Genomic DNA, 25,103 nt, shown 5'->3' with positions numbered 1-25,103 from the left:
AGCTATTGACGACGAGTGCAACGCAGGCAGGCCGCTCGGCGCCCCCCGGAAAAAGACGCGATCTCATGTGGCGTTATGGGTTGGGATTGGTATTACCTCTAAAGGCAGATTACCTGTGCATCCGGCGTGACCGCGTATAGCCTTTCGACCAGATGCGCCCGGTTCTTCAACACTGCGGCCTGATTGATATAACCCTTGTCGGTAATCTCGCCACCATCGACCGCGGGCGGTTCCGTCATCAGCAAGGCACGCTGCGCAAAGGTCGACGTACCGCTACCCATCCTGCGCAGTTCGTCCAGGGCGAGCTTCACATGATGGCGTACCGCTTCATGGTTCAGCGCGTCGGCGAACGCTCCGTCCGCAGGAAGTCCCGCCAGCTGTTTGCAGGCCGCCGCATTGGGGAAGATCAGCAGGGAAACGCTATCGCGGTCGTGGCCGGCAACGACGATATCCTGCGCTACCGGCGCGAGCTTCTCGATTGCCTTCATCCGCAAGGTACCGACGCTGACCCAGGTGCCGGTGCTAAGCTTGAAATCTTCTGCGACCCGGCCATCGAATACCAGCCCAAGATGCGGCTGCTCCGGATCGGCAAAGCGCACCGCGTCTCCGATCAGGTAAAACCCTTCTTCATCAAATGCCTTGGCGGTGATGTCCGGCTGCTTGTAGTAACCGGGCGTGACGATCGGTCCCTTGACGCGCACCTCCAGCTTGTCTCCGTTCGGCAGCAACTTGAGCGACACGCCGGGAATCGGCAGCCCGATGACACCGGAACGCTCGGCCTGGTAATGACAGTCGGTGGCGAGCGGCGAAGTTTCGGTCGAGCCCCATGCCGTCACCATGGGCAAGGCGTGGCCTAACTCCTGCCGGGAAAGTTCGATCAATGCATCCCACAAATACTGCGGTAATGCTGCGGCTGCATAGAAAATGACTTGCAGTCTTGAGAAGAATGCCTTTCGCAACGCGGCGTCGCTACGCAGGGCCGGCACCAGCATGTCGAAGCCGCGCGGCACATTCAGGTAAAGCGTCGGTGCAACGTCACGCAGATTCTGAATGCTGGCGTCGAACATTCCCGGCATCGGCTTTCCGCCGTCGATATAGAGGGTGCCGCCGTGCATCAGGACAAGATTGAAATTGTGATTGCTGCCAAAGGTGTGATTCCATGGCAGCCAGTCCAGCAGCACGGGCGGCGTCTCTGTCAGGAAGGGCCAGAGCTGTGTTTTGCCTTGCTGGCTGGAACACAGCATGCGTTGCGTGTTGATGACTCCCTTTGGCTCGCTGGTCGATCCCGAGGTAAACAGGATTTTTGCCACGGTGTCGCCGTCGATCCGCGCAAAAGCCTCGGCGACGCGGTCTGCATCGAGTGACTCCAGCAAAGAAGAAAACGATACCCCGCCTTCGGACGGTGCCGTACTCGCTGATGTGACAAGCGTGGCCTGGTGCAGATCCTTGATCGCTTCAAGCGGTGCGGAGAATTTTTCGCTGTCCGAGACGTAAATCACGCTGGGATCAAGCCGCGCAATCAAGCTTTTCAGCTTTGCGTGATCTCTGGATACAAGCGAATAGGCGGGTGATATTGCCGAATACGGCACGCCGATATGCATGCAGGCAAGCATCAGCAGTCCGTGCTCAACGCTGTTATCCGACAGGACAACGACTGGATGTTCCGCCGTCACGCCATGCTGTAACAGCCACGTCGCAATGCGGCGTACCTTTTGCAAGGCTTCGGCATACGTCACGCCGACCCATTGGCCTTCCCGGTCTCGCTCAAGCAGAAACGGGCGTTCTGGCGCGCGTGCCGCCCACTTCTCAAGGTACATGCCGATACAGCGTTCATGCTCCTCGAGGGGGATCGGCGAAGTCAGAAGAATAGCGCCGTCCTCACGGCGCTCGACAAGCATCCGCGGCTCGGCGAAGAGCGCAGTGCCCGCAATGGTTGCATTCATGATTGCCTCGCTGTTATTTGTCGCTGAGCAGTTTCCAGTCGCCCTGCTCCACCCGCACCAGCGCACGTGCGCGGTCATCATGACCGAAATGGTCACTCGCCTTCATATTGAAGACGCCGTGCGTGCCGACGACTTCCTTGCCCGTCTCAAGGGCATCGCGCAACGCTTGCCTGAATTCGGGTGTGCCTGGTTTGGCTTTTTTCATCGCGGTCGGCACTGCAGCGGCAAACACCAGATAAGCGTCGTACATATGCGCACCGAAGGAAGATAACGAGCCAGGCCCATACTTTTCCTCGTACTGGCGGCTGTAGTCCATGCCAACCTTTTTCGACGGATGGCTGTCCGGCAGTTGAGCTGCGACGACCACTGGACCCGCCGGCAGGATGGTGCCGTCCACCGCTTTGCCGCCGACACGAATGTATTCCTTGGTTGCGGTGCCGTGAGTCTGATAGATCTGACCTTTGTAACCACGCTCCAGGATGCTGAGCTGAGGCAGCGCGGAGGGCGTGCCGGACGCAGCGACCAGGATGGCATCTGGCTTGGCCGAAGCAAGCTTGACGGCTTGCCCGGTGACACTGGTGTCGGTCCGGTTGAAGCGTTCGACGGTAGTCACCTTGATGCCGACTGACTCTGCTGCCTTGGTCATTTCCTTGAGCCAGCTTTCGCCGTAGCCGTCGCTATAACCGATAAAGCCGAGGGTCTTGACCTTGTTGGCCTGCATATGCTCGGCGAGCGCCTTAGCCATCACGGAATTGTGCTGTGGCGTGCGGAAAACCCAAGTATTCTTGTCGCCGGCCAATTCAATCGGCGAAAGGGAAATCTGCGGCGTTTTTGTTTCATTGGCGACTTCGACGATCGCCATGGCGGGCGGCACCGAAGAAGAACCAATAATGATGTCCACATTGTTTTCACTGACCAGCTTGCGGGCATTCTTGCTGGCCATGGTGGCATCCGTGCCGTCGTCCAGCACGATGTAATTTACCTTCTCGCCGGCGATGGTTGTGGGAAGCAGCGCCACGGTGTTTTTTTCGGGGATGCCCAGCGCTGCGCCTGGGCCCGTCGCACAGACAGAAATGCCGACATTGATATCGGCCATTGCCGGAGCGGCGATACCGACGAATACAAGTGCTGCCGTCACTGCGGTTACCTTGAACTTGTTGCGCATGTCTCCTCCTACGATAGTGGTTGGATGGGCAGCCGCTTGTTGTAGTCATCGCGTTTTGTGCCGCTGCGAGACAAATATACTATAGATAACTTCTACATTAAACATATTCGATAGTATATTTTTTCAGCTTCGACCGTTCGCGGTCAGCTTCTTGTATTACCGCAAAAATGCCATCGGAATATCGGATAGCGTTTGGATTGGAATAGGTAGAAGGAAAATCGATACCCTTGCGAGTACTTTCTGCATAACGGCTGGAAGATGTAAAAACAGGACCCGGAGGTCCTGTTTGAAATGGGCATCAGTTCAATAGCCGGTTTAATACGTCTCGACATGGAAACGGCCTTCCCTGACCATCCTGTCGAGCAGTGCGGTCCAGTCCAGTCCCTCGGCCGCACATACTTCACGCAACGCGTCCATGACGCCCATCTCCATGCCCTTCAGGCCGCAGATGTAAATGTAGGTATCGCCCCGCAGCAACTCCGCCACCTTCGCTCCGGCCGCACGGATCTTGTCCTGCACATACGTCTTCGGCTGGCCGTCGACCCGCGAGAACGCAAAGTGCTTGTCGATGAAGTGCTCCGGCAGCTTCAGCAGCGGCCCGAAATACGGCAGTTCCTGCGCATTGCGCGCACCGAAGAACAACATCAGCTTGCCGCCCACCTTGCCGGCTGTCGATTCCAGCCGCCGCCGGTGCTCGGTCATTGCCCGCATCGGCGCCGAACCGGTGCCGGTGCAGATCATCAGCAGGTTCGAACCCGCATGGTTGGGCATCAGGTAATTGACGCCGAACGGGCCAGTCACCTGCACCGTGGCGCCCTTGGGCAGATCGCACAGATAGTTCGATGCCACGCCCACCGTCGGCCTACCCTCATGGTCCTCGACCACCCGCTTGACGGTCAGCGACAGGTTGTTGTAGCCCTCGCGCTCGCCGCTTCTCGGACTGGCCACCGAGTACATGCGCAGGTAATGCGGCTTGCCATTGGCATCTGTCCCCGGCGGAATGATGCCGATCGACTGGCCTTCGAGAATCGGAAACACCTGGGTGCCGAAGTCGAGCACGATATGGTGGATGTCGCTCTCGACACTGGGATCGGTCAGCCGGTAGTTGCCGGCCACCGTGGCGGTGATCGGGTTCTTGAGCGTGTACAGGTTCACATAGGGATGCGCGGCCGACCAGGGCGGTGTCGGCGAGGTGGTCGAGGTGGCCGCATTGACCTGCACTTCCTCGCCGGCGGCCTCGGCGGCATTGTCGCTTGCGGCCTGATCGAGCACGCCAGTGTCGAGGTCCTGCGGCGGCGGCAGTTCATCCCAGCCCAGTTGCTCTTCGATGGTGTAGGCCGATGCCTTGGGCACCAGGTGCCAGTGGTCGATGGAGCCGGTCGGGCACGGCGAGATGCAGGCGCCGCAGGCATTGCAGACATCGGCCTTGACCACGTAGTTGCGGCTGTCGTGGGTGATCGCATCGACCGGGCAGGTTTCTTCGCAGGTGTTGCAGCGGATGCAAACCTCGGGGTCGATCAGGTGCTGGCGGATGATGGCGATCGGTTCGGGGGCGTTCATGGTGGTTGACTCAGGTATGGGATGAGATTACCGCTTCGTTCCGATGGATCTGATGAGTTCACAACGTGCTCCGTCAGGTCCCCTCTTCTCCGTCGGGTTCCCTCCCCCTTCTAGGGGAGGGTTAGGGTGGGGGTGTGAAGGTTGATCGTCCTGCTGCGCTGGCTCGACCGCATCAGCCTACGCGGCCCGCCCCATCCCAACCTTCCCTCTAACAGGAGGAAGGAGCCGTCCAACGATGCGTGATGCTTCAGCTCAATTAAACCGCACATACTCAAACTCGATCGGCTGGCGGTTGATGCCCACCGGCGGCGGCGCAATCCAGTTGGCCATCCTGCCCGGCTCGATCACCCGTCCCATCAGCGATGCCACATAGGCCCGGTCCTCTTCACTGGGCAGCCAGTTGCGCACATTGGCTGCCCATTCGGCGTCCGAAATCACCCGCCCGTCCGGCGACACCTTGTGGCCGGCAAAGCTGCCGATATGGCGGTTGAACGCCTTGTGCGGCGCCTGCAGCCGGAACGCCAGCCCCGCCTTGTCGATGATGCGGTTCCAGCGCCCGATACCGGCAATCGAATCGCGGATGTAGTCATCGCGCAGCACTTCATTGAGCGAATTGAGCATCGGCACTTCCTTCTCGACAATGCGGTCGCCCTGGATCTCCAGGATTCGGTACTGGTGGTTCTTCAATACATGGTCGTCGTCGCGCTTGGTTTCTTCATAACGGCCCTTCAGCCCCGAACTATAGAAGGTCGCCGCATTCGACGACTGGTCGGCACCGAACAAATCGACGGTCACGCTGAAATGGAAGTTCAGGTAGCGCTGGATGGTGGGCAAATCGATCACCCCATGCTTGCGCACTTCATTGGGGTCCTCGATCCTGTGCTGCTTCATGATGTCGACGGTGCGCTGGATCACCCGTGAAATGCCCGATTCGCCGACGAACATGTGGTGCGCTTCTTCGGTCAGCATGAAGCGGCAGGTGCGCGACAAGGGATCGAAACCCGATTCGGCCAGCGCATTCAGCTGGAACTTGCCGTCGCGGTCGGTAAAGTAGGTGAACATGTAGAACGCCAGCCAGTCCGGCGTTTCCTCGTTGAACGCTTCCAGGATGCGCGGATTATCCTGGTTGCCGGAATTGCGCTGCAGCAGCGCTTCGGCTTCCTCGCGCCCATCGCGGCCGAAATATTTATGCAGCAGGTACACCATCGCCCACAGGTGGCGGCCCTCTTCGACGTTGATCTGGAACAGGTTGCGCATGTCGTACTGCGACGGCGCGGTCAGGCCCAGATGACGCTGCTGCTCCACCGACGCCGGTTCGGTGTCGCCTTGCGTGACGATGATGCGGCGCAGGTTGGCACGGTGTTCGCCCGGCACATCCTGCCAGGCAGCGCTGCCCTTGTTCTCGCCGAAATTAACCTTGCGTCCCTCTTCCTGCTGCGCCAGGAAAATGCCCCAACGGTAGTCGGGCATCTTGACATGGCCGAAATGGGCCCAGCCTTCGGGCGTCACATTGATCGCGGTGCGCAGGTAGACATCGAAGTTGGTCGAGCCGTCCGGGCCCATGTCTTGCCACCATTGCAGGTAGTTGGGCTGCCAGTGTTCGAGCGCGCGCTGCAGGGTCTTGTCTTCGGACAGGTTGACGTTGTTGGGGATCTTGTCGCTGTAGTTGATGGTGCTCACGGGGAATCCTTGTTGAAGTCGGTTAGACGCGGTTCAGATCAAACTGGGCCTTGCTGCCGGAGCCATACACCTTCAAGGCACCGAGCTCGCCGACCGCATTGGGGCGGATGAAGATCCAGTTCTGCCAGGCGCTCAGGCGGCCGAAGATGCGCGTTTCCATGGTTTCGCGGCCATTGAAGCGCAGGTTCGCTTCCATCCCGGTCAGCGCATCGGGCGACATGCTGGCGCGTTCTTCGAGCGCCAGGCGGGTTTCGTCCGGCCAGTCCAGGTCGTCCGGATTCATGGTGATCAGGCCCAGCGCCATGGCCGCATCGGCATCGAGCAGTTGTCCCTGGCGCTCGTGCACGGCGGCCAGCGCCGCGTCATCGCCATAGAAGCGGCGCGCGAGGCGCGATTCGCCGCTGACCATCGGATAGGTGCCGAAGTTGAGGTGCGACACGGCGATTTTCGGTGTCTTGTCGGCATCGTCGGGCAAGGCCAGCATGTAGCTGCGGTCGGCCGCCAGCGCCACTTCGAGCAGGGTGCCGGCAAAACAGGAACCTTCGTCGATGAAGGCAAACAGCGAGCGCGACGTCACGTCCAGCCGGGCCAGCGTGCGGCGCAGGTAACCGACCGTTTCCCGCACCAGCCAGTGGTCCTGATGGGCGGCCAGCGTGGCATCGATCTCCAGCACCGCTTGCGGGTCCCCTGCCGACTTGAGGACCCAGGTGCCGATCTCGAGCTCATTGGTGCGCAGGTGCAATATCGCATCATCGAGTTCACGCGCAAACTGCAACGGCCACCAGCGCACCCCGGCGGCTTCGATCGCGGCCATCTCGGTCGGCTGCGCCGCAGTTGGCGCCTTGACCGTGACGGTTGCGGTGCGGTTGGCGCGGTCGATGGCCACATTGACAAACTCGTAGGCAACACCGCTGTCCGATAGCTCGCGCTGCAAGGGGGTCAGCTTGACGCCGGCGGCCTGGTCGGGCCGGCTGCTCTTGTCGGCCAGTGCCAATGCATGCCGGCGCACGGTATCGGCAAACTGGGCCGGCTTGGCCACTTCATCGACCAGTTTCCAGTCCTTGGCCCGCTGGCCGCGCACGCCTTCGGAAGTGGTGCAAAAGATGTCGGCATGGTCGTGGCGTACCTTGCGCTTGTCGGTCAGGCGGGTCAGGCCACCGGTGCCGGGCAAGACGCCCAAGAGCGGCACTTCCGGCAGGCTTACCGATGAGGAGCGGTCGTCGACCAGGATGATCTCGTCGCAGGCTGCCGCCAGTTCATAGCCGCCGCCGGCACAGGCGCCGTTGACCGCGGCGACGAACTTCAGGCCGCCATGACGGCTGGAGTCTTCCAGGCCGTTGCGGGTTTCATTGGTGAACTTGCAGAAGTTGACTTTCCAGGCATGGGACGATTTGCCCAGCATGAAGATATTGGCGCCGGAACAGAAGATGCGGTCGCGGCTGCTGGTAATCACTACGGTCTTGACGGTCGGGTGCTCGAAGCGGATGCGCTGGACGGCGTCGTAAAGTTCGATATCGACGCCGAGGTCATAGGAATTGAGCTTGAGCTTGTAACCATCCCTGATGCCGCCGTCCTCGTTGACGTTCATGGTGAGGGTGGCAATCGGGCCGTCGACGGCCAGCGTCCAGTGCCGGTACTGGTCGGGCGAAGTGGCGTAATGGATCTGGGGTGCGGTAGGCATGGGCTCCTCGGTGAAATATGATGCATTCGAGTGATATTAAACGCACTATATTGCCGCCATACCCCCGTGTCAAGATGTAAACTGCATTAATTTTCAGATGCGCGATGCCGGTTTTCCTTTAACGTCAATACACTCGGCCGTCGCCGTCAAAGGATGGATGTGGGGAATTGGCATGCTGATCCTGAAACGGCTCAGCAAGTAAAGGCAAGAATAAAGCGCTGCCGTAGAGAACCCGGGTCGCGAAAGAAATCGCACCGGAAAATTTTGTTGGCGAGCGCCTGGAACGGCTCGCGAAAACAAGTGATATCAATCCCGACCTGTAACATGACAAATGAGATCGATGGATTTTTTTGACTGACAAGGCGCAGGAGGAGTCAATAGCGGGCTATTGACGACGAGTGCAACGCCGGCAGGCAGAAAAAGACGCGATCTCATGGCGAGTTATGGGTTGGGATTAGTATTAGCTGCCTGGTGCGAATTGCCTAGTGCGGTTGAATCACTTCCCGCAACTGGTCCATGAGACCAAAGAAAGCCGTCTCTTGTGTCATCTCGCTGGTATTAAATGTCTGGTCCGCCTTGGAGTAGAAGGCAGCCCGGCTTTCCAGAATGCTTTTCAAGTCTTCCATCGCTTCCCGGTTGCCCGACATCGGCCGGGTATCGCCTTGGGCGAGAACGCGCTCCATATGGTCTTTCGGCGAAGCCTGCAACCATACGGTATAGCAATGGGAAAGGAGAAGATTGAATGTCGCCGGATCGGACACGATACCGCCGGGCGTTGCGATCACTGCGCGCGGAAAACGCTGGATGATGTCTTCCAGTGCCCGATACTCATAACGGCGATATGCGCTGGGACCGTAGAGTGCATGGATCTCGGCGACACTGCAACCCGCCACGGTTTCCACATGGCGACTCAATTCAATGAAGGGCACCATCCATTGATCGGCAAGCATCCGGCCGAGGCTCGATTTACCGGCGCCCCTCAAGCCAATCAGCGCCACCCTTTGCCTGCGGGCGGTTTCGCTGGTAGGCGCATCAAAAATGCCTGCCAGCGTAGAGCGTGCCTTGGCGAGTTCTTCGTCAGAACGACCACGCAGAATTTCGCGGATCATCAGCCATTCCGGCGACGTCGCGGTCTCGTCGCCGATCATTTCGGCAAGGGTGCAATTTAAAACCGTGGTGAGTTGCCGCAAAAACTGGATCGTGGCATTGCCTACACCGGACTCGACGTTGGCAAGATGGCGCTCCGACACATTGGCGAGTCTGGCAAGGGCCTTTCGGGTAAAGCCGCGACGGGAACGTAATGCGCGCAGGCGTTCGCCTAATGCAACCAGGAAAGGATCCTTTTCCTCTTCAAGGTTTTCCGCTAATACATTTTGCGCAGTCATGCGAGCTCGATTCTCCGGGGTTAAACGCGGCCTATATGCCAGCGCGGATTATCTCAAAAAACGAATGCATGTGGCGTCAAGCCAAATGAAATATAGTTACGGATAGCGCTTGACACATGCAAGATAGTACACCTAAACTCGCCGCAGAAGCATTAAATATCCAATTCACCACACTAATGCACTGTAGTGCATCGAAGCGAGGTAAGTCATGGACGTCACACGTTTTCAAAGCCTCATCAGTCAGCTCACCGAAGAAATCGCTTCGGTGCCCCTGGATTCCTCTCTTGAATCACATTTAAATGCTCAGCACGGGGCTGGCACGTATCTGTATGACCAACTCTTTGAAGCCTGCAAAGTGGGTGTACGCGATGGCTGGCTGTGCAATCGCGAAGCAGATGGCATTCGCTACGGGCGCGTATTGAAGGCCACTGAAGCCACCCACGGCTTCAGCGTCGACGTGGTGGAAATGGAAGACATCGCCGGTCCGCATCATGTCCATCCCAATGGTGAAATCGACTTGATCATGCCGCTGACTGCCGGTGCGAGCTTCGATGGGCATCCTGCTGGCTGGTGTGTTTATGAACCAGGAAGCGCACATCGTCCAACGGTCGCCAAAGGCCGTGCGCTGGTGCTCTATCTGCTGCCGGAAGGCGCGATCAAGTTCACGGCAGCCGCTGCGTGACCGCGTCGTTTCGCTTAACGATGGCGAAGCCAACCTGCAGAATACTGGTGCCCTCTTCTCTCGATCAACTTTGCGGCTTCCTTCAAGCCGTGTGGAGGAGCGCAAGCACGGGGCCTGCTTCTGCCACCTGCCGGAAACATGGAGCCATCATTACAACCTTCAGCGAACGCGTTACAGCGTTCTATCGGAACTGGCTGGCGACAGGCGATGGACAGGGCTGATTAAGAGGGCAAGCACGAAAGAACAAGAGCGGCGTACACGTCGCCTGAACAAGATGTTCAATTCAACCGCGAGCCGTAGCACAGCGGGATATGGAGAGACGAAATGAATCAGCCAACGACGGTGCTGCCCCAGCGCTTCAATTTTGCGCGGCACATTCTTGAAATCAATGCCGGACGTGCGGACAAGACTGCGTATATCGACGACAAGGATGCGATGACGTATGGTGAACTTGACCAGCGCGTGAGGCGCTTCGCTGCCGGTCTGCTCGCCAGCGGCATCCATCGCGAAGAGCGCATTCTTCTGGTGATGCAAGACACCAACGACATGCCGGTTGCCTTCCTCGGCGCCCTGTTTGCCGGAATCATCCCTGTTCCGGTCAATACCTTGCTCCCCGCGGACGACTATGCTTACATGATCGAACACAGCGGAGCCAAAGCCGTACTGGTATCCCAGACTTTACTTTCCTGCGTCAAGGAAGCGCTCGGCAAAACGGACGCACAGCCTGAACTGATTGTTTGCGCACCTGCGCTTGCCGCAGAACTCGCCAATGGCAGCGAAGGCTTGCGCACATTCGCCAGTCTGCTGGCATCCGAGCCCCTTCCTGCAACCGCCGCGGCCAACACGCATGGCGATGATTTTGCATTCTGGCTTTATTCTTCCGGATCGACCGGGCGTCCGAAAGGCACCGTGCATTCCCATGCCAACCTGTTCTGGACGGCGGAACTATACGGCAAGCCGATTCTTGGCATCAAGACGGACGACATCGTGTTCTCGGCTGCCAAGTTGTTCTTCGCCTATGGCCTCGGCAACGGCTTGACTTTCCCGCTGAGCGTCGGTGCCACCGTCATCCTGATGGCGGAACGGCCGACACCAACAGCGGTGTTCAAGCGCCTGACCGAACATAAGCCGACGATCTTCTATGGGGTGCCGACCCTGTATGTCGCCATGCTCGCGTCGGAGGAATTGCCAGCCAGGGAAGATGTCGCGCTGCGCGTGTGCACCTCCGCAGGCGAAGCGTTGCCGCGCGAAGTCGGTGAAAAATTCCGTAACCGCTTTGGCTGCGACATACTCGACGGCATCGGTTCGACAGAAATGCTGCATATCTTCCTGTCCAATCGCGTCGGCAACGTGCGTTACGGAACGACGGGGCAGCCAGTACCGGGATATGACGTCGAACTGCGCGACGAAAAAGGCCAGACGGTATCGATCGGCGAGATCGGCGATCTTTACATCCGTGGCCCCAGTGCAGCCCTGCTGTACTGGTGTAACCGGGAAAAGAGCCGCACCACGTTTATCGGCGACTGGCTCAAGAGCGGCGATAAATATGTCGTGGACGCCGATGGTTATTATTCGTATTCTGGCCGCAGTGATGACATGCTGAAAGTTAGTGGACAATACGTATCCCCCGTCGAAATTGAGAACGTCATGATCGAACATCCCGCCGTCCTTGAATGTGCAGTGGTCGGCAAGACCGGCAGCGATGGTCTCATCAAGACCGTCGCCTACGTCGTGCTTGGCAAAGGCCAATCCGAAACGCCAGCGCTTGCCGAAGAGCTCAAGAGCTTTGTCAAAGGCAAGCTCGCACCCCACAAATATCCACGCGAAATCATCTTTGTCCAGGAGTTGCCAAAAACGGCTACAGGAAAAATCCAGCGCTTTAAATTGCGCGCCTTGCAGGAACAGGCGGTATGACAGTCATGCTGCATGAACCGAAAACCGAGTTTATCGATTTGACCTGGCGTGACAAGCCGCTGCGCATGGAGTACCAGTGGGTCGGCGCGGCCAAGTCCGCGTATCCGGTGATAGTTTTCCTGCATGAAGGCTTGGGGTCGATCGCTTTGTGGAAGGACTATCCGCAACGTTTCTGTGAAGCCAACGGCTTTACCGGCCTGGTATTTTCACGCTACGGCTATGGCAATTCGACGCCGCGACCGCATGACGAGCGCTGGCCGGTGAGCTTCATGCATGCGCAGGCGGATGAAGTGCTGCCGATGTTTTTTGCCGCGCTCGGCGTGCATAAACCATGGTTGTTCGGCCATAGTGACGGCGGCTCGATTGCCCTGTTGCATGCAGCGCATTTTCCCGAATCGGTCAGCGGCATTGCCGTGGTCGCCCCGCATATCCTTGTTGAAGATGTAAGCATCACCAGCATCGAACAAGCGCGGGAAACCTACCTCTCCACCGACTTCCCGAGCAAGCTCGGGCGATATCACGCCGATGCCGACTCCGCGTTCTGGGGCTGGAATACTATCTGGCTCGATCCCGCCTTCCGCTCATGGAACATCGAAAGCGAGTTGCCCCGTATTACCTGTCCGGTCATGGCTGTGCAGGGAGAAGATGACGAATATGGTACGCTAGAACAGATCCGTGGAATTCAACGAAAGGCACCTCAAACCCGACTGGTTATCCTGCCCCGATGCGGCCATTCGCCGCACCGCGATCAACCTGAAGCGCTCACCAAAGAAGTCGCTCAATTCATCAAAAGCAATACGTCAGTAATACGTCGGTAATACCTGTACGTCATCATAAATAAGGAGACAAGCCGTGAAGAATTCCATCAAGCCAGCCATTACCCTCAGTCTGGCCGCAGCAGTCGCCGGCATCTTTGCCGCGGTGCCCGCCGCCGCGCAAAGCCAGGCGCCGATCAAGGTCGGCTTCATGCTGCCGGCAACCGGCACCTACGCCAATCTCGGCAACATGATCGAGAACGGCTTCAAGATGTACGTGAATGAACAAGGCGGAAAACTGGGCGGGCGCGAAATCCAGTACTTCAAAGTCGATGATGAATCCGACCCGGCAAAAGCGACCGACAACGTCAACAAGCTGATCAAGCGCGATCAGGTTGATGTGGTGGTCGGTACAGTCCACTCCGGCGTCGCACTCGCGATGGCGAAAGTCGCGCGTGAAACCAAGACCCTGCTGATCGTCCCGAACGCCGGCGCCGACGTGATTACCGGCGCGATGTGCGCACCGAATATCTTCCGTACCTCCTTTACCAACTGGCAGCCGGCATACGCGATGGGCAAGGTTGCAGCTGACCGCGGCCACAAGAAAATCATGACCATTACCTGGAATTACGCAGCAGGTAATGAATCGGTCAAGGGCTTCCAGGAAGGCTTTGAAAAGGCTGGCGGCAAAGTGACCGAGAGCCTGACGCTGCCATTCCCCAATGTCGAATACCAGGCCTTGCTCACACAGATTGCATCGCAGAAACCGGATGCCGTGTATGCATTCTTCGCCGGTGGTGGTGCGGTCAAGTTCGTGAAGGACTATGTCGCTGCAGGTCTGAACAAAACCATCCCGTTGTATGGTCCGGGCTTCCTGACGGACGGTACGCTTGAAGCGCAGGGACAGGCTGCGCAAGGAATGATCACTACCCTGCACTATGCGGATAATCTGAACACACCGCGTGACAACACCTTCCGTCTCAACTTTGCCAAGGCCTACAAGACCAATGCGGATGTCTATGCGGTGCAAGGTTACGACGCGGCGCAACTGCTGGCAACCGGGCTGAAGTCGGTCAACGGCGATTTCAGCAAGCGTGACCAGATGCTGAAGGCGATGGGTAGCGCAACGATCGACAGTCCGCGCGGCAAGTTCACCCTGTCACCCGCGCACAATCCTATCCAGGACATCTACCTGCGTGAAGTCAAGGGTATCAACAACGAAGTCAAGGGCGTGGCCATCAAGGCATTGGCAGACCCGGCCCGTGGTTGCAAGCAGTCCTGAGCGTTGACACCGTAGTACCGCGCCGCCCGCGACAGCGAGGCGGCGCTCTTCTCTTCTTCACGCAAAGATCGTCATGGACATTTCCACCTTCTTGGTGCAGTGCCTCAATTCCATCCAGTACGGATTGCTGCTTTTCCTGGTTGCCAGCGGCCTGACGCTGATCTTCGGCATCATGGGTGTGATCAACCTGGCCCACGGCAGTTTCTACATGATCGGTGCGTATCTGGCGTTTTCGATTGCACCGTTTTTCGGCGATCGGTTCATCATCATGCTGCTCGCCGGTGTTGCCTTGTCGGCGCTGTTCGGATTTATCCTTGAGTGGGTTTTCTTCAGCTACCTGTACCAGCGCGATCACCTGCAGCAGGTGTTGATGACCTATGCGCTGATCCTGGTGTTCGAAGAGTTGCGCAGCATGCTGATCGGCAATGACGTGCACGGCGTAAAAGCGCCTGAATGGTTGTCAGGCGGCGTGGCGCTCGGCGATGTGATGACCTATCCCGTTTACAACCTGTTTGCGTCGGCGGCCTGCATCGTCGTGGCTATCGGCCTGTACCTGGTGGTCAACCGCACACGTCTCGGCATGATGATCCGGGCCGGGGCCAGTAACCGCGATATGGTACGCGGCCTGGGTATCAACATTCGCCTGCTCTATCGCATCGTTTTCGCCGCCGGCGTGGCGCTCGCCGCACTGGCCGGGATGATTGCGGCGCCGATGACCTCGGTGTATCCCGGCATGGGCGGGCATGTCCTTATCGTCTGTTTCGTGGTCGTCGTGATCGGCGGGATTGGCTCCATTTCCGGCGCGCTGATCGCGTCCCTGCTGGTCGGTTTCGTCGACACCTTTGGCAAGGTATTTTTCGCCCAGTTGAGCGGTATCGGCATCTACGTGCTGATGGCCATCATCCTGATCTGGCGTCCGGAAGGCCTCAGGAGCAAAGGATACTAAGTCATGGGCACTAGCACGACGATTGTTGCAACAACACCGGTACTGCCGGCCGACACGCCGCGTTTCGGATGGCTTGCGCCGCTGGCATTCCTGATCATCCTGGCTGCCTTGCCGATGTTCCTTTCCTCTTATTTTCAGGACCTGGCGGTCAAGATCATCATTTATGCGATCTTTGCGCTCAGCCTGGAACTGCTCGTGGGCACAACCGGCCTGGTGAGCCTTGGTCATGCCGCCTTCTTCGGCATTGCCGCCTATGTCACAGGCCTGGCATCGCCTGAAACCGAGGCAGGGTCCATCCTGATTCTGCTACCGCTTGCGATGCTGGCGGCCGGCGCTTATGCACTGATTGTCGGCGCGCTTAGTCTCCGCACCAAGGGTGTGTATTTCATCATGGTAACCCTGGCCTTTGCACAGATGGCCTATTATGTATTCCATGACACCGGCATCGGCGGCGGCAGTGACGGCATGTATATCACCTTGCGTCCGGCACTGACACTCGGATCGACGACGCTGATCGACCTGGACAATTCACGGCATTTGTATTTCACGGCACTGGGTGCATTGGTATTTACCTTTGCCCTGCTTGCTCTCGTCCAGCGTTCTCGTTTTGGCCATGCCCTCGCCGGGATTCGCATCAACGAGCAGCGCATGCGGGCAGCGGGCTTCCAGACCTATTGGTACAAACTTGCGGCCTTCGTCCTTGCGGGTACGCTGGCGGGACTGGCCGGTTTCCTGATGGGTACCAAGAACGGCGTGGTCAATCCTGAGATGTTGTCCTGGCATGAATCCGGCGCGGTATTGCTGATGATTATCCTTGGCGGCCTCGGCTCGTTGCGCGGCGCCGTGATTGGCGCCATCGCGTTCGTGCTCCTCAAAGAATTCTATTCATCGGAAGCGATATTCGGTGAGTTTGCCGCGCGCTGGCAACTGACGCTGGGCCTGACCATGATCTTCTTTGTTGCGCTGCTTCCCAAGGGATTGATCGGACTTGCTTCCCTTCGTTTTGGCAAGCGAGCGGGTAAAGGCAGGATGAGCGGCAGCATTCAGGCGGGAGCGGAAAAATGATGGACCAGGCAAGCGACGCACCTTTGCTGGTAGCAAGTGGACTCACCAGGCGATTTGGCGGTCTCAAGGCCGTCAATAACGTCTCGGTCGACCTGCACGTGGGAGAAGTCCATGCGGTGATCGGCACCAACGGTGCAGGCAAGTCAACGCTGATCAACATGCTGTCCGGCGAGATCCCGGTGTCGAGCGGAACGATCATGCTCAAGGGCGCGGACGTCACGCATCTGCCACAGCCTAAGCGTGCGCGGTCAGGCATCGGGCGCAGCTATCAACGCACCACGATCTTCCCTTCCTTCACTGTGCTGGAAAACTGCAGGCTGGCTGCGCAGGCGGCGCGGCAGCGGCCTTGGGCACTGTGGGAAGCTGCGGCGCAGTGCAAGGAAACGGTCGCAGTCGCACGACGCGCACTGGATGATGCCGGTCTGTCGGATGCGGCCAATCTTCCGGCAGGCAGCATGAGCCATGGCAAGAAGCGACAACTGGAGATCGCCATGTGCCTGGCGACGGCGCCGCAGGTGTTATTGCTCGACGAACCGTTGGCAGGCATGGGGGCCGAAGAGACGGAACGCATGCTCGCACTGCTGGAAAACCTGAAACGCGGACACGCCGTTCTGCTCGTCGAACATGACATGGACGCCGTGTTCCGTGTCGCGGACCGGATCACCGTGATGGTGAACGGCGAAGTCATTGCCAGTGACGTTCCGGCTGCCATACGCAGCAATGCCGATGTGCAAGTCGCTTATTTGGGCAACCATTAATACCATCCACCACCCATAACGCAAGATGGAATTGCGTCCGGGGTCAGGATGGGTTTCACTTATCGGGACAGCTGTGCTTCAGATTACTTCACTCAATACCTACTACGGCGACAGTCACATTCTGCATGGCGTGGACCTGCACATACCGCGTGGTAAAGCGGTCGGCCTGCTCGGACGTAACGGTATGGGCAAGACAACCCTGATCCGTTCGCTGATGGGTTACGTGCCGGCCGCAAGCGGAAAAGTGTCATGGCAAGGCAAGCCGGTCGGCGGGCAGCCACCGGAAAAAATGGCACGCCTCGGGATTGGCTATGTGCCGGAAGGACGCGGCATTTTTCCCAACCTGTCCGTACGCGAAAATCTGCTGATGAGCGCCCGTCCCGGCCCCGGTGGACGGAACGATTGGACCTATGAACGCGTACTCGACACCTTCCCGCGCCTCAAGGAGCGTCTTGACCATGGTGGACAGCAACTTTCTGGTGGCGAGCAGCAGATGTTGTCGATCGGTCGTGCGCTGATGACCAACCCGGACCTGATGATTCTTGACGAAGCAACCGAGGGCCTGGCGCCCCTGATCGTGCAGGAAATATGGAAAGTGATTTCCACTATCCGCGAGACCGGCATCAGCACGCTGATCGTCGATCGTAATTATCGTGTGGTGCTGGAGCACACTGATTCGGCAGTCCTGCTGGAAAAGGGCAAGATCGTTTTGCAAGGGGAATCGAGCGAGCTCATGCAGTCACCGGAACTGCTCATGAAATATCTCGGCGTGTGATCGCGACCTTGGCCGTTCAGGGCCGAACCACCTTGCCAGGCACATGAGCACTAACTGCATCGGCACTAACTGAAAGCCAACATGAAAGCAGCCTATATCACCGGCCACGGCGGCAATGAAGTTGTTGAAATCGGCAACCGCCCCGATCCAGCGCGTCAGCCCGGTGAGGTGCTGGTAAAGCTTCACGCTGCCACCCTGAATCGGGTCGATCTTTACATGCGCGACAGCGGAGCGGGAATCACGCACCGCCTGCCACAGATCATGGGCCTGGACGGCATGGGCGTAGTGGAAGAAATGGATGCGGCCGACAGATTTCTGTCGGTCGGCCAGCGCGTCCTGATTCATCCCACGGTCGTCTGCGGACGCTGTGAATTCTGTCAGCGCGGTGAGATCATCCTATGCACCAAGGTGAGCTTTCTGGGAGAACATCGAGACGGCACACTGGCGGAGTACGTCTCCGTACCCGCTGCCAATGTATTTCCGATGCCTGGCAGGCTTGCTCCGGATGAAGCAGCGTCGCTTGGCGTCACCTACCTGACTGCGTGGCGCATGCTGTTTACGCGGGCCCAGCTGAAACCATGGGAAACCGTACTGATCTTCGGTGTCGGCGGCGGCGTATCGCTGGCGGCATTGCAGCTGGCAAAGCTGACCGGAGCGACCGTGATCGTCACGTCGCGGGATGATGAGAAACTAAAAAACGCGGCCACCGTCGGCGCGGATCATGTCATCAACAGCGCGACACAGGACGTGGCAAAGACGGTGATGGAATTCACTGCCGGACGCGGTGTGGACGTGGTGATTGAAAATGTAGGACAAGCCGTCTGGTCGAGCGCAATGAAGTCGCTGGTGCGTGGTGGACGCCTGGTGACTTGCGGCGCAACCACCGGCGACCAGCCGCCTGCGGATATCCGTCGCATCTTCATCCGGCAGCTGCAGATTATTGGTTCAACGCTTGGCAATTTCAATGAGTTTCGCGACCTGATCAGTTTTGTCGACAAGACCTCGCTGCGACCGATCATTTCGGCGCGATACGCGCTGGACGATGTGCATGCGGCGCTGGACCATCTGGACTCCGGCCGCCAGTTTGGCAAGGTGGCGATCAACATCGCCGATCATTAAGAAGGCATCGACGTCCATCGGTTGCCGCGCCGTGTTGGCCGGTGCTTAATCATTCCGTCCGTCGGGGACCACCGCAGTTACTTCAATTTCGACGCGCGCCTTGTCCTCGACCAATGCCACGACTTGCACCGCCGTCATTGCCGGATAGTGCTTTCCAATGATGTCACAATAGGCGTCGCCGATTTCCTTGTAAGCCGATACATATTCCTGTTTGTCAACCACGTACCAGGTCATGCGGACAATGTGTTCCGGAAGCGCATTCGCTTCCCGTAATACATCGACCACGTTTTGCAACGCCTGCCTTGCCTGACCCGCAAAGTCGCTGGTGCGGAACTGGCACTCCTTGTCCCAGCCGATCATGCCGCTGACAAACACCATGGTGCCTTTCGCCGCGATGCCGTTTGAGTAACCCTTGGGGCGCATCCAGTCCGGCGGTTGCAGGATTTTCATTACGATTCCTTTCTTTATCAATTCGTCGGCTCAGCCGGGTCGCAATCGCCAAAGCGTACCGGAATGCGCGTGGCAAATAGTCGGCCGCGGTCCGGATTCATGCTTCGGGACCTGCCGCCTCACGCAGCAATTCACGCGCGATAATGAGCTGCTGCACTTCGGTCGCTCCTTCATAAATACGCAGCGAGCGGATTTCACGGTAAAGGCGTTCCACCGGTTGCTCGCTCACGACGCCAAGCCCGCCAAACAGTTGTACCGCCGCATCGATCACCTGCTGCGCCGTCTCCGTGGCGGTCATCTTGGCCATCGCGGCTTCCCTGGTGACTTTCTGTCCCTGATCGCGCTGCCATGCGGCGCGATAGGTGAGCAAGGCCGACGCATCGATGCCGGTCGCCATCTGGGCCAGTTTAGCCTGCGTCAACTGAAAATCCGCCAAGGCCCGGCCAAACATTTTTCGTGACGTTGCGCGCCCGAGCGCCTCGTCCATGGCGCGCCGCGCAAAGCCGAGCGCAGCGGCGGCAACCGAGGTGCGGAAAATATCGAGTGTTGCCATCGCGACCTTGAAGCCCTGTCCTGGCTGTCCCAGCCGGCGTGAAGCAGGAACGCGGCAATTGGAAAAGCGTAATCGCGCCAGTGGATGGGGCGCAATGACATTGATCCGTTCGGCGATCTCGAAGCCCGGTGTATCGGCATCGACCACAAAGGCTGAAATGCCGCGTGCTCCGGGCGCTTCGCCGGTGCGCACAAACACCACATAAAAGTCAGCAATACCGCCATTGGAAATCCATGTCTTTTCGCCATTGAGGACATAGTCTTGCCCGTCTTCCACAGCCGCACACTGCATGGCGGCGACATCGGACCCGGCATCCGGTTCCGACAAGGCAAACGCCGCAATTGCTTCGCCTTTCGCGACACGGGTAAGGTAACGCTCTTTCTGTTCCTCTGACCCGAACAGCGTAATAGCGCCCGAACCGAGGCCTTGCATGGCAAAGGAAAAATCGGCGAGGCCTGAATGGCGAGCCAGGGTTTCGCGAATCAGGCAGATGGCGCGAGTGTCGATAACATCCAACGCGCCACCGTAGCGTGTACCGCCAATCGCATGTCGCAACCATCCTGCCTCGCCAAGCTGGCGGACCAGATGGCGGCATGCGGCATCGACATCGGCGTCATGCTCCTGACTGATGTTTGCGCTGGCCCAGCGGTCGAGCGCCGCTTCCAGCTCCCTGTGCTGCGCGGCCATGAAGGGCCAGTCGAGATAGCTCTTATCCGCCATTGCTGCTCCTTATTTTTAGTCGCCTTCAAATGTCGGCTTCTGTTTGGCAACGAAGGCGTGGTATGCCCGATGGAAGTCATTGGTCATCATGCAGATGGCCTGTGCCTGCGCTTCCGCCTCGATCGCTTCATCGATGCCCATATTCCACTCCTGCTGCAGCATCTTCTTGGTCATGCCGTGTGCAAAGGTGGGACCACGGACCAGATCGGTCGCGAACTGCTGGGCGTCGGCCAGTACCGTTTCCGGCGTGCTCAGTCGATTGAAGAATCCCCAGCGCTCCCCTTCCTCGCCATTCATGGCACGACCGGTGTATAACAGCTCCGATGCCCTGCCCTGTCCGATAATCCTTGGCAGGATGGCACACGCCCCCATATCGCATCCGGCAAGGCCAACCCGCGTGAAGAGGAAGGCTGTCTTGCTGCGTGCCGTACCAAAACGAATATCGGAAGCTAAGGCAAGGATGGCGCCGGCACCCGCACAGACGCCATCGATCGCGGCAATGACCGGCTGCGGACAGGCTCGCATGGCCTTGACTACATCGCCGGTCATGCGGGTGAATGCCAGCAAGCCGGGCATGTCGAGCCTGGTGAGCGGGCCGATGATTTCATGGACATCGCCGCCGGAACAGAAATTGTCACCCGCACCGGTGACGACCACCGCGTTCACATCGTCCGCGTAGGCCAGTGCGCGAAACAGGTCACGCAGTTCGGCATAGGAATCGAAGGTCAGCGGATTCTTGCGCTCCGGCCGGTTCAAGGTCAGCGTCGCGACGCGCTCCCTGACAGAAAAATCGAAATGCCTGGCTTTGTAATCTGCAAGAGCCTGACGATTGCCCGGCAACTGCTGCGGCTCTCCCGGTAAATAGCGCATGTTATTCCTCTTTGTCGGTCATCGGACCGTTCAGATGTTGTTTAACTTTGGACAGCAATTCGGTCAGCGTGCTTTTTTCAGTACTGGAAAGCCCGCCCAGCAGTTCGTCGATCCATCCTTCATGGACCGACGCCATGCGCTCAAAAGCGCGTCGGCCCGCTGCGGTCAGTTTTACGCTGTAGGCACGGCGGTCATTGGGGTCGGGTACGCGCACCACAAGTTTTTCCTGTTCAAGCTGATCGGTGATGCCGGTGATATTGCCGCCGGTGACCATCATGCGCTTGGACAGCTCACCCATACGCAAGCCTTCGGGATGACGTTCCAGTTGCGCCATGAGATCAAAGCGCGGCAGGGTAATGCCGAATTCATTGCGCAGTCGTGAACGGATCTGGTCTTCGATCAGCACGGTGCAGGACAGCATGCGCAACCAGACGCGCAGGGACTGATGATGGTCTTTGCCAAGACGACTCTCCAGATCGAAGACCTGCGCCGATTCCTGGTCGGGTGCTTCGTCCGCGGCATTGATGGGCTTGCGGGGCATGGTGTTCCTTACATGACTTCGCCGCCGGCAACGGCAATGGCCTGGCCATTCATCGCGGCCGACTGTGGCAGACAAAGCCAGGCGACCGTCGCAGCAACCTCTTCCGGGGTTACAAGCCGCTTCTGCGGGTTACCGGCAGTGAGTTCGGCCTGCGCGGCATCCGCACTGCGCCCGGTCTTGCTGACGATGTTTGCGATCGTCTCCTTCACGATATCGGTATCGGTATAACCCGGACAGACGGCATTGACGGTAATGCCCTTGGTCGCAAGCTCAAGCGCCAGCGCGCGGGTCAAACCGATCACGCCATGCTTTGCCGCGCAATAGGCGGAGACATATGCATAGCCGGTCAGGCCGGCGGTACTCGCGACATTGACTACCCGCCCCCAACCCGCGCGCAGCATGCCGGGCAAGGCGGCCTGCGTGCAGTGAAAGGTTCCGTTCAGGTTGACTGACAGCATCTGGTTCCAGAGTTCGTTATCCGTTTTCAGGAAGGGAGCGGAACTTGCCTGGCCCGCATTGTTGACCAGGATACTGACTTCCCCATGCTTCATGGTCGCCTGGCTAAAGGCTTGCGCAATTGATCCGGGATCTGCAACGTCCGCCGTGACGTAATGCACATCCCCCCAAGAAGCGAGCGCATCAGCAGTATCGGCAAGTGTCGCTTCACTGCGGCCCAGCAAGGTCAGCTTCGCGCCCTTTTCGAGCAGCGCCTTCGCAATCGCCGCACCGATGCCCCGGCCTCCGCCGGTCACCAGCGCATGCCGGCCTTCCAGTGGCTGTCCAAGTCCGCTCATGATCCATCCATCAGGCGAGCGGCAATCTGTTGCGGCGAAAGACCGCTGTTGGCGGCCGCCATCTGCCTGTCGCGTTCAAGATTGCGTTCGAGTTGCACCTTGGCCGGACGATATTGTTTCGGCCACGGCATGTCCTGATAACCGATCTTTGCCGCTTCATTGAGGGTCCAGGCCGGATTGGCCAGATGCGGTCGCGCAATCGCGCACAAGTCGGCACGGCCGGCGGCGATGATACTGTTGGCATGGTCGGCTTCATAGATCGCTCCGACGGCAATAGTAGGAATGCGTGCCTCATTGCGGACCCGATCGGCAAAAGGCGTCTGGAACATCCGGCCATACACCGGCTGCTCCTTTTTGCTGACCTGGCCTGACGAGCAGTCGATCATGTCGGCGCCGGCCTGCTTGAACAAGCGCGCGATCGCCACGGCATCGTCCGGCGTGATGCCGCCTTCCACCCAGTCATGCGCCGAAATGCGCACACTGATTGGCCTGTCTTGCGGCCACACCTCGCGCATCGCGGCAAATATCTGCAGCGGATAACGGCAACGGTTTTCGAGCGACCCGCCATACTCGTCCTCGCGTCGATTGGTCAGAGGTGAAATAAAACTCGACAACAGGTAGCCGTGCGCGCAATGCAGTTCCAGCCAGTCGAATCCCGCTTCCGCAGCGGCACGCGTCGCCATGACGAAATCGGCCTGGATGCGCTCCATGTCATCACGCGTCGCCGCGCGGGCGACCTGGGATACGCCGTCCAGATATTGCATCTCGGAGGCGGCCACCAAGGGCCAGTTTCCGGATTCCAGCGGCAGGTCGATGCCATCCCATGCGCAGCGAGTGGAACCTTTGGGGCCGGCATGTCCTAACTGGACGGCAATTTTTGCATCGGTATTGGTATGGACGAAGTCGACGATACGCTTCCATGCAGTGACATGTTGGGGCGCATACAAGCCCGGGCATCCTGGCGTGATGCGCGCATCGGCGGAGACGCAAGTCATTTCCGCAAACACCATGCCTGCGCCACCCATCGCCCGGCTGCCGAGATGCACGAGATGGTAATCGCCGACCGTTCCGTCCACGGCGGAGTACTGCGCCATCGGTGACACAACGATGCGATTCTTCAGTACGGTTCCACGCAATCTGAACGGCGTCAGCATCGGCGGAGGCGCCTGCTTGCCATTGTCCGGCATGGGTAATCCGGCCTGCGCGAAAGAACGCTCGGCAATCCATTGCTCATAACGCTGTACATAGTCAGGATCGCGCAAGCGCAGGTTTTCGTGGGAGATGCGCTGGCTGCGCGTCAGCATGGAATACGCAAGTTGTTCAGGTTCCAGATAAGCATAGCGCTGCACGTTTTCAAACCATTCCATTGAATTGCGCGCCGCACTCTGGATCTTGAGAACCTCGACCGAACGCAACTCCTGGTACGCGTCCAGTACCTTCTCCATGCCATCCTTGCCGTGCATGTCGAAGCAGCGCGCCAGTTCGATCGCGTCTTCGAGCGCAAGCTTGGTTCCTGATCCGATCGAAAAATGCGCACTATGGGCGGCGTCCCCCATCAGTACGACGGGGACATTCTTGCCATCGATCTGATTCCAGTGCACCCATGCGTTGCAGATCACGCGCGGGAATTTGATCCAGATGGCCGCACCACGCAGGTGCTTGGCGTTGCTTAGCAAAGGATAGCCGTCAAGATAACGGGCGAATAGTTTTTCGCAGTAAGCAATGCCTTCTTCCTGGCTCATCTTGTCGATGCCGGCCTTTTGCCAGGTTTCTTCCGGCGCCTCGATAATGAAAGTCGAGGTGTCGCCATCAAACTGATAAATATGCGCCTGGAACCATCCATGCTCGGTTTGTTCAAATGCGAAAGTGAAGGCATCGAACATCTTTTTGGTGCCTAACCAGACAAAGCGGCACTGGCGCATGTCGATGTCGGGCTGGTAGGTGTCCGCATAACGGGTGCGGATGCGGCTGTTCAGTCCGTCGCTGGCAATGACAAGGTCGGCACCGTATTCTGCCGTGACCGTCTGATCGTCGACGACATCGGTTTCGAATACGAGCTTGACGCCAAGCTGTTCGCAGCGTTCTTGCAGGATGTTGAGAAGCCGCTTGCGCCCGATACCGCAAAAGCCATGACCGCCCGACGTCACGGTCTTGCCCTTGATGTGCACGTCGATGTCGTCCCAGTGATTGAAGGACTGCAGGATGGTGCGTGCCGTTTCTTCATCGGCCACGCTCAGGTTACCCAGCGTCTGATTGGAAAAAACCACGCCCCAGCCAAAGGTGTCGTAGGGCCGGTTGCGTTCAATGATAGTGATATCGTGTGCGGGATTCCGCTTCTTCATCAGCAGGCCGAAATACAAACCGGCGGGGCCTCCACCTATACATACAATCTTCATTGCTTGCCTCGTTCCTTGCTGACTTTTTCTGACTTTTTTGCTGCGTCGTCAAATTTAGCTGCCTGCTTT

General features: G+C 58.5%; 21 protein-coding genes. 9 read left to right on the top strand and 12 right to left on the bottom strand.

Going from position 1 to position 25,103, the window contains the following annotated elements; translation table 11 throughout:
• Positions 1-98: 98 nt before the first annotated feature.
• The 6 genes from ASE07_RS27745 to ASE07_RS27720 all read right to left on the bottom strand — a co-directional run bounded on the left by ASE07_RS27745 (position 99) and on the right by ASE07_RS27720 (position 9,414).
• Positions 99-1,943 (bottom strand): feruloyl-CoA synthase, encoded by a 1,845-nt coding sequence (locus ASE07_RS27745; protein ID WP_057294046.1) that lies wholly within the window; start codon positions 1,941-1,943, stop codon positions 99-101.
• A 13-nt stretch (positions 1,944-1,956) separates the two neighbouring features.
• Positions 1,957-3,108 carry an ABC transporter substrate-binding protein gene (locus ASE07_RS27740; protein WP_057294045.1) on the bottom strand — a complete coding sequence of 384 codons (1,152 nt, stop codon included), beginning with the start codon at positions 3,106-3,108 and terminating at the stop codon, positions 1,957-1,959.
• Between the two features lie 315 nt (positions 3,109-3,423).
• Positions 3,424-4,668 carry a benzoyl-CoA 2,3-epoxidase subunit BoxA gene (gene boxA / locus ASE07_RS27735; protein ID WP_057294044.1) on the bottom strand — a complete coding sequence of 415 codons (1,245 nt, stop codon included), beginning with the start codon at positions 4,666-4,668 and terminating at the stop codon, positions 3,424-3,426.
• A gap of 252 nt (positions 4,669-4,920) precedes the next feature.
• Positions 4,921-6,348 (bottom strand): benzoyl-CoA 2,3-epoxidase subunit BoxB, encoded by a 1,428-nt coding sequence (gene boxB, locus ASE07_RS27730; protein ID WP_057294043.1) that lies wholly within the window; start codon positions 6,346-6,348, stop codon positions 4,921-4,923.
• Between the two features lie 22 nt (positions 6,349-6,370).
• A complete protein-coding gene (gene boxC / locus ASE07_RS27725; RefSeq protein ID WP_057294042.1) occupies positions 6,371-8,029 on the bottom strand; it encodes a 2,3-epoxybenzoyl-CoA dihydrolase in 1,659 nt (552 codons plus the stop codon).
• Positions 8,030-8,511: 482 nt separating this feature from the next.
• Positions 8,512-9,414 carry a helix-turn-helix transcriptional regulator gene (locus tag ASE07_RS27720; protein WP_057294041.1) on the bottom strand — a complete coding sequence of 301 codons (903 nt, stop codon included), beginning with the start codon at positions 9,412-9,414 and terminating at the stop codon, positions 8,512-8,514.
• A 208-nt stretch (positions 9,415-9,622) separates the two neighbouring features.
• Here ASE07_RS27720 and ASE07_RS27715 point away from each other — a divergent pair, with 208 nt between their 5' ends.
• The 9 genes from ASE07_RS27715 (at position 9,623) to ASE07_RS27675 (ending at position 18,710) form a co-directional block, all read left to right on the top strand.
• Positions 9,623-10,096, top strand: a complete 474-nt coding sequence (locus tag ASE07_RS27715; protein ID WP_057294040.1) for a DUF4863 family protein — start codon at positions 9,623-9,625, stop codon at positions 10,094-10,096.
• Between the two features lie 324 nt (positions 10,097-10,420).
• Positions 10,421-12,010, top strand: a complete 1,590-nt coding sequence (locus tag ASE07_RS27710; RefSeq protein ID WP_057294039.1) for a benzoate-CoA ligase family protein — start codon at positions 10,421-10,423, stop codon at positions 12,008-12,010.
• Positions 12,007-12,828, top strand: coding sequence for an alpha/beta fold hydrolase (locus tag ASE07_RS27705; protein WP_057294038.1), 822 nt, complete (start codon positions 12,007-12,009; stop codon positions 12,826-12,828). Before ASE07_RS27710 ends, ASE07_RS27705 begins: the two co-directional genes overlap by 4 nt.
• Positions 12,829-12,874: 46 nt before the next feature.
• Positions 12,875-14,047: an ABC transporter substrate-binding protein gene (locus tag ASE07_RS27700; protein ID WP_082584548.1), complete on the top strand. Its 1,173-nt coding sequence runs from the start codon at positions 12,875-12,877 to the stop codon at positions 14,045-14,047.
• 73 nt (positions 14,048-14,120) lie between these two features.
• Positions 14,121-14,993, top strand: a complete 873-nt coding sequence (locus ASE07_RS27695; protein WP_057294036.1) for a branched-chain amino acid ABC transporter permease — start codon at positions 14,121-14,123, stop codon at positions 14,991-14,993.
• 114 nt (positions 14,994-15,107) lie between these two features.
• Positions 15,108-16,058 carry a branched-chain amino acid ABC transporter permease gene (locus ASE07_RS27690; protein ID WP_235548667.1) on the top strand — a complete coding sequence of 317 codons (951 nt, stop codon included), beginning with the start codon at positions 15,108-15,110 and terminating at the stop codon, positions 16,056-16,058.
• A complete protein-coding gene (locus ASE07_RS27685; RefSeq protein ID WP_057294076.1) occupies positions 16,058-16,816 on the top strand; it encodes an ABC transporter ATP-binding protein in 759 nt (252 codons plus the stop codon). Before ASE07_RS27690 ends, ASE07_RS27685 begins: the two co-directional genes overlap by 1 nt.
• 73 nt (positions 16,817-16,889) lie before the next feature.
• The gene (locus tag ASE07_RS27680) at positions 16,890-17,591 is read left to right on the top strand and encodes an ABC transporter ATP-binding protein (RefSeq protein WP_057294034.1); all 702 of its coding nucleotides are present in this window, start codon (positions 16,890-16,892) and stop codon (positions 17,589-17,591) included.
• An 81-nt stretch (positions 17,592-17,672) separates the two neighbouring features.
• Complete coding sequence (locus tag ASE07_RS27675) at positions 17,673-18,710, top strand: zinc-binding dehydrogenase (RefSeq protein ID WP_057294033.1); 1,038 nt, start codon at positions 17,673-17,675, stop codon at positions 18,708-18,710.
• A 45-nt stretch (positions 18,711-18,755) separates the two neighbouring features.
• On the opposite strand, the gene ASE07_RS27670 is transcribed toward ASE07_RS27675, so the two are convergent.
• From ASE07_RS27670 to ASE07_RS27645, 6 genes are all read right to left on the bottom strand, one after another.
• Positions 18,756-19,160, bottom strand: a complete 405-nt coding sequence (locus ASE07_RS27670; RefSeq protein WP_057294032.1) for a RidA family protein — start codon at positions 19,158-19,160, stop codon at positions 18,756-18,758.
• A gap of 97 nt (positions 19,161-19,257) precedes the next feature.
• Positions 19,258-20,433, bottom strand: coding sequence for an acyl-CoA dehydrogenase family protein (locus tag ASE07_RS27665; protein WP_057294031.1), 1,176 nt, complete (start codon positions 20,431-20,433; stop codon positions 19,258-19,260).
• A gap of 15 nt (positions 20,434-20,448) precedes the next feature.
• Entirely contained in the window at positions 20,449-21,303 is an 855-nt protein-coding gene (locus ASE07_RS27660; RefSeq protein WP_057294030.1) for an enoyl-CoA hydratase family protein, read from the bottom strand.
• A gap of 1 nt (position 21,304) precedes the next feature.
• Complete coding sequence (locus ASE07_RS27655; protein WP_082584544.1) at positions 21,305-21,844, bottom strand: MarR family winged helix-turn-helix transcriptional regulator; 540 nt, start codon at positions 21,842-21,844, stop codon at positions 21,305-21,307.
• Positions 21,845-21,852: 8 nt separating this feature from the next.
• On the bottom strand, positions 21,853-22,638 hold the full coding sequence (locus tag ASE07_RS27650) for an SDR family NAD(P)-dependent oxidoreductase (RefSeq protein WP_057294029.1): 786 nt from the start codon (positions 22,636-22,638) through the stop codon (positions 21,853-21,855).
• Positions 22,635-25,034 carry a bifunctional salicylyl-CoA 5-hydroxylase/oxidoreductase gene (locus tag ASE07_RS27645; protein ID WP_057294028.1) on the bottom strand — a complete coding sequence of 800 codons (2,400 nt, stop codon included), beginning with the start codon at positions 25,032-25,034 and terminating at the stop codon, positions 22,635-22,637. The genes ASE07_RS27650 and ASE07_RS27645 overlap by 4 nt, the downstream gene beginning before the upstream one ends.
• Positions 25,035-25,103 lie beyond the last annotated feature (69 nt).

The sequence above is a fragment of the Noviherbaspirillum sp. Root189 genome (genome assembly GCF_001428545.1).
Taxonomy (GTDB): Bacteria; Pseudomonadota; Gammaproteobacteria; order Burkholderiales; family Burkholderiaceae_D; genus Noviherbaspirillum.
Note: the sequence above shows the minus strand (reverse complement) of the source record. Positions and strands in the feature narration are given on the sequence as shown.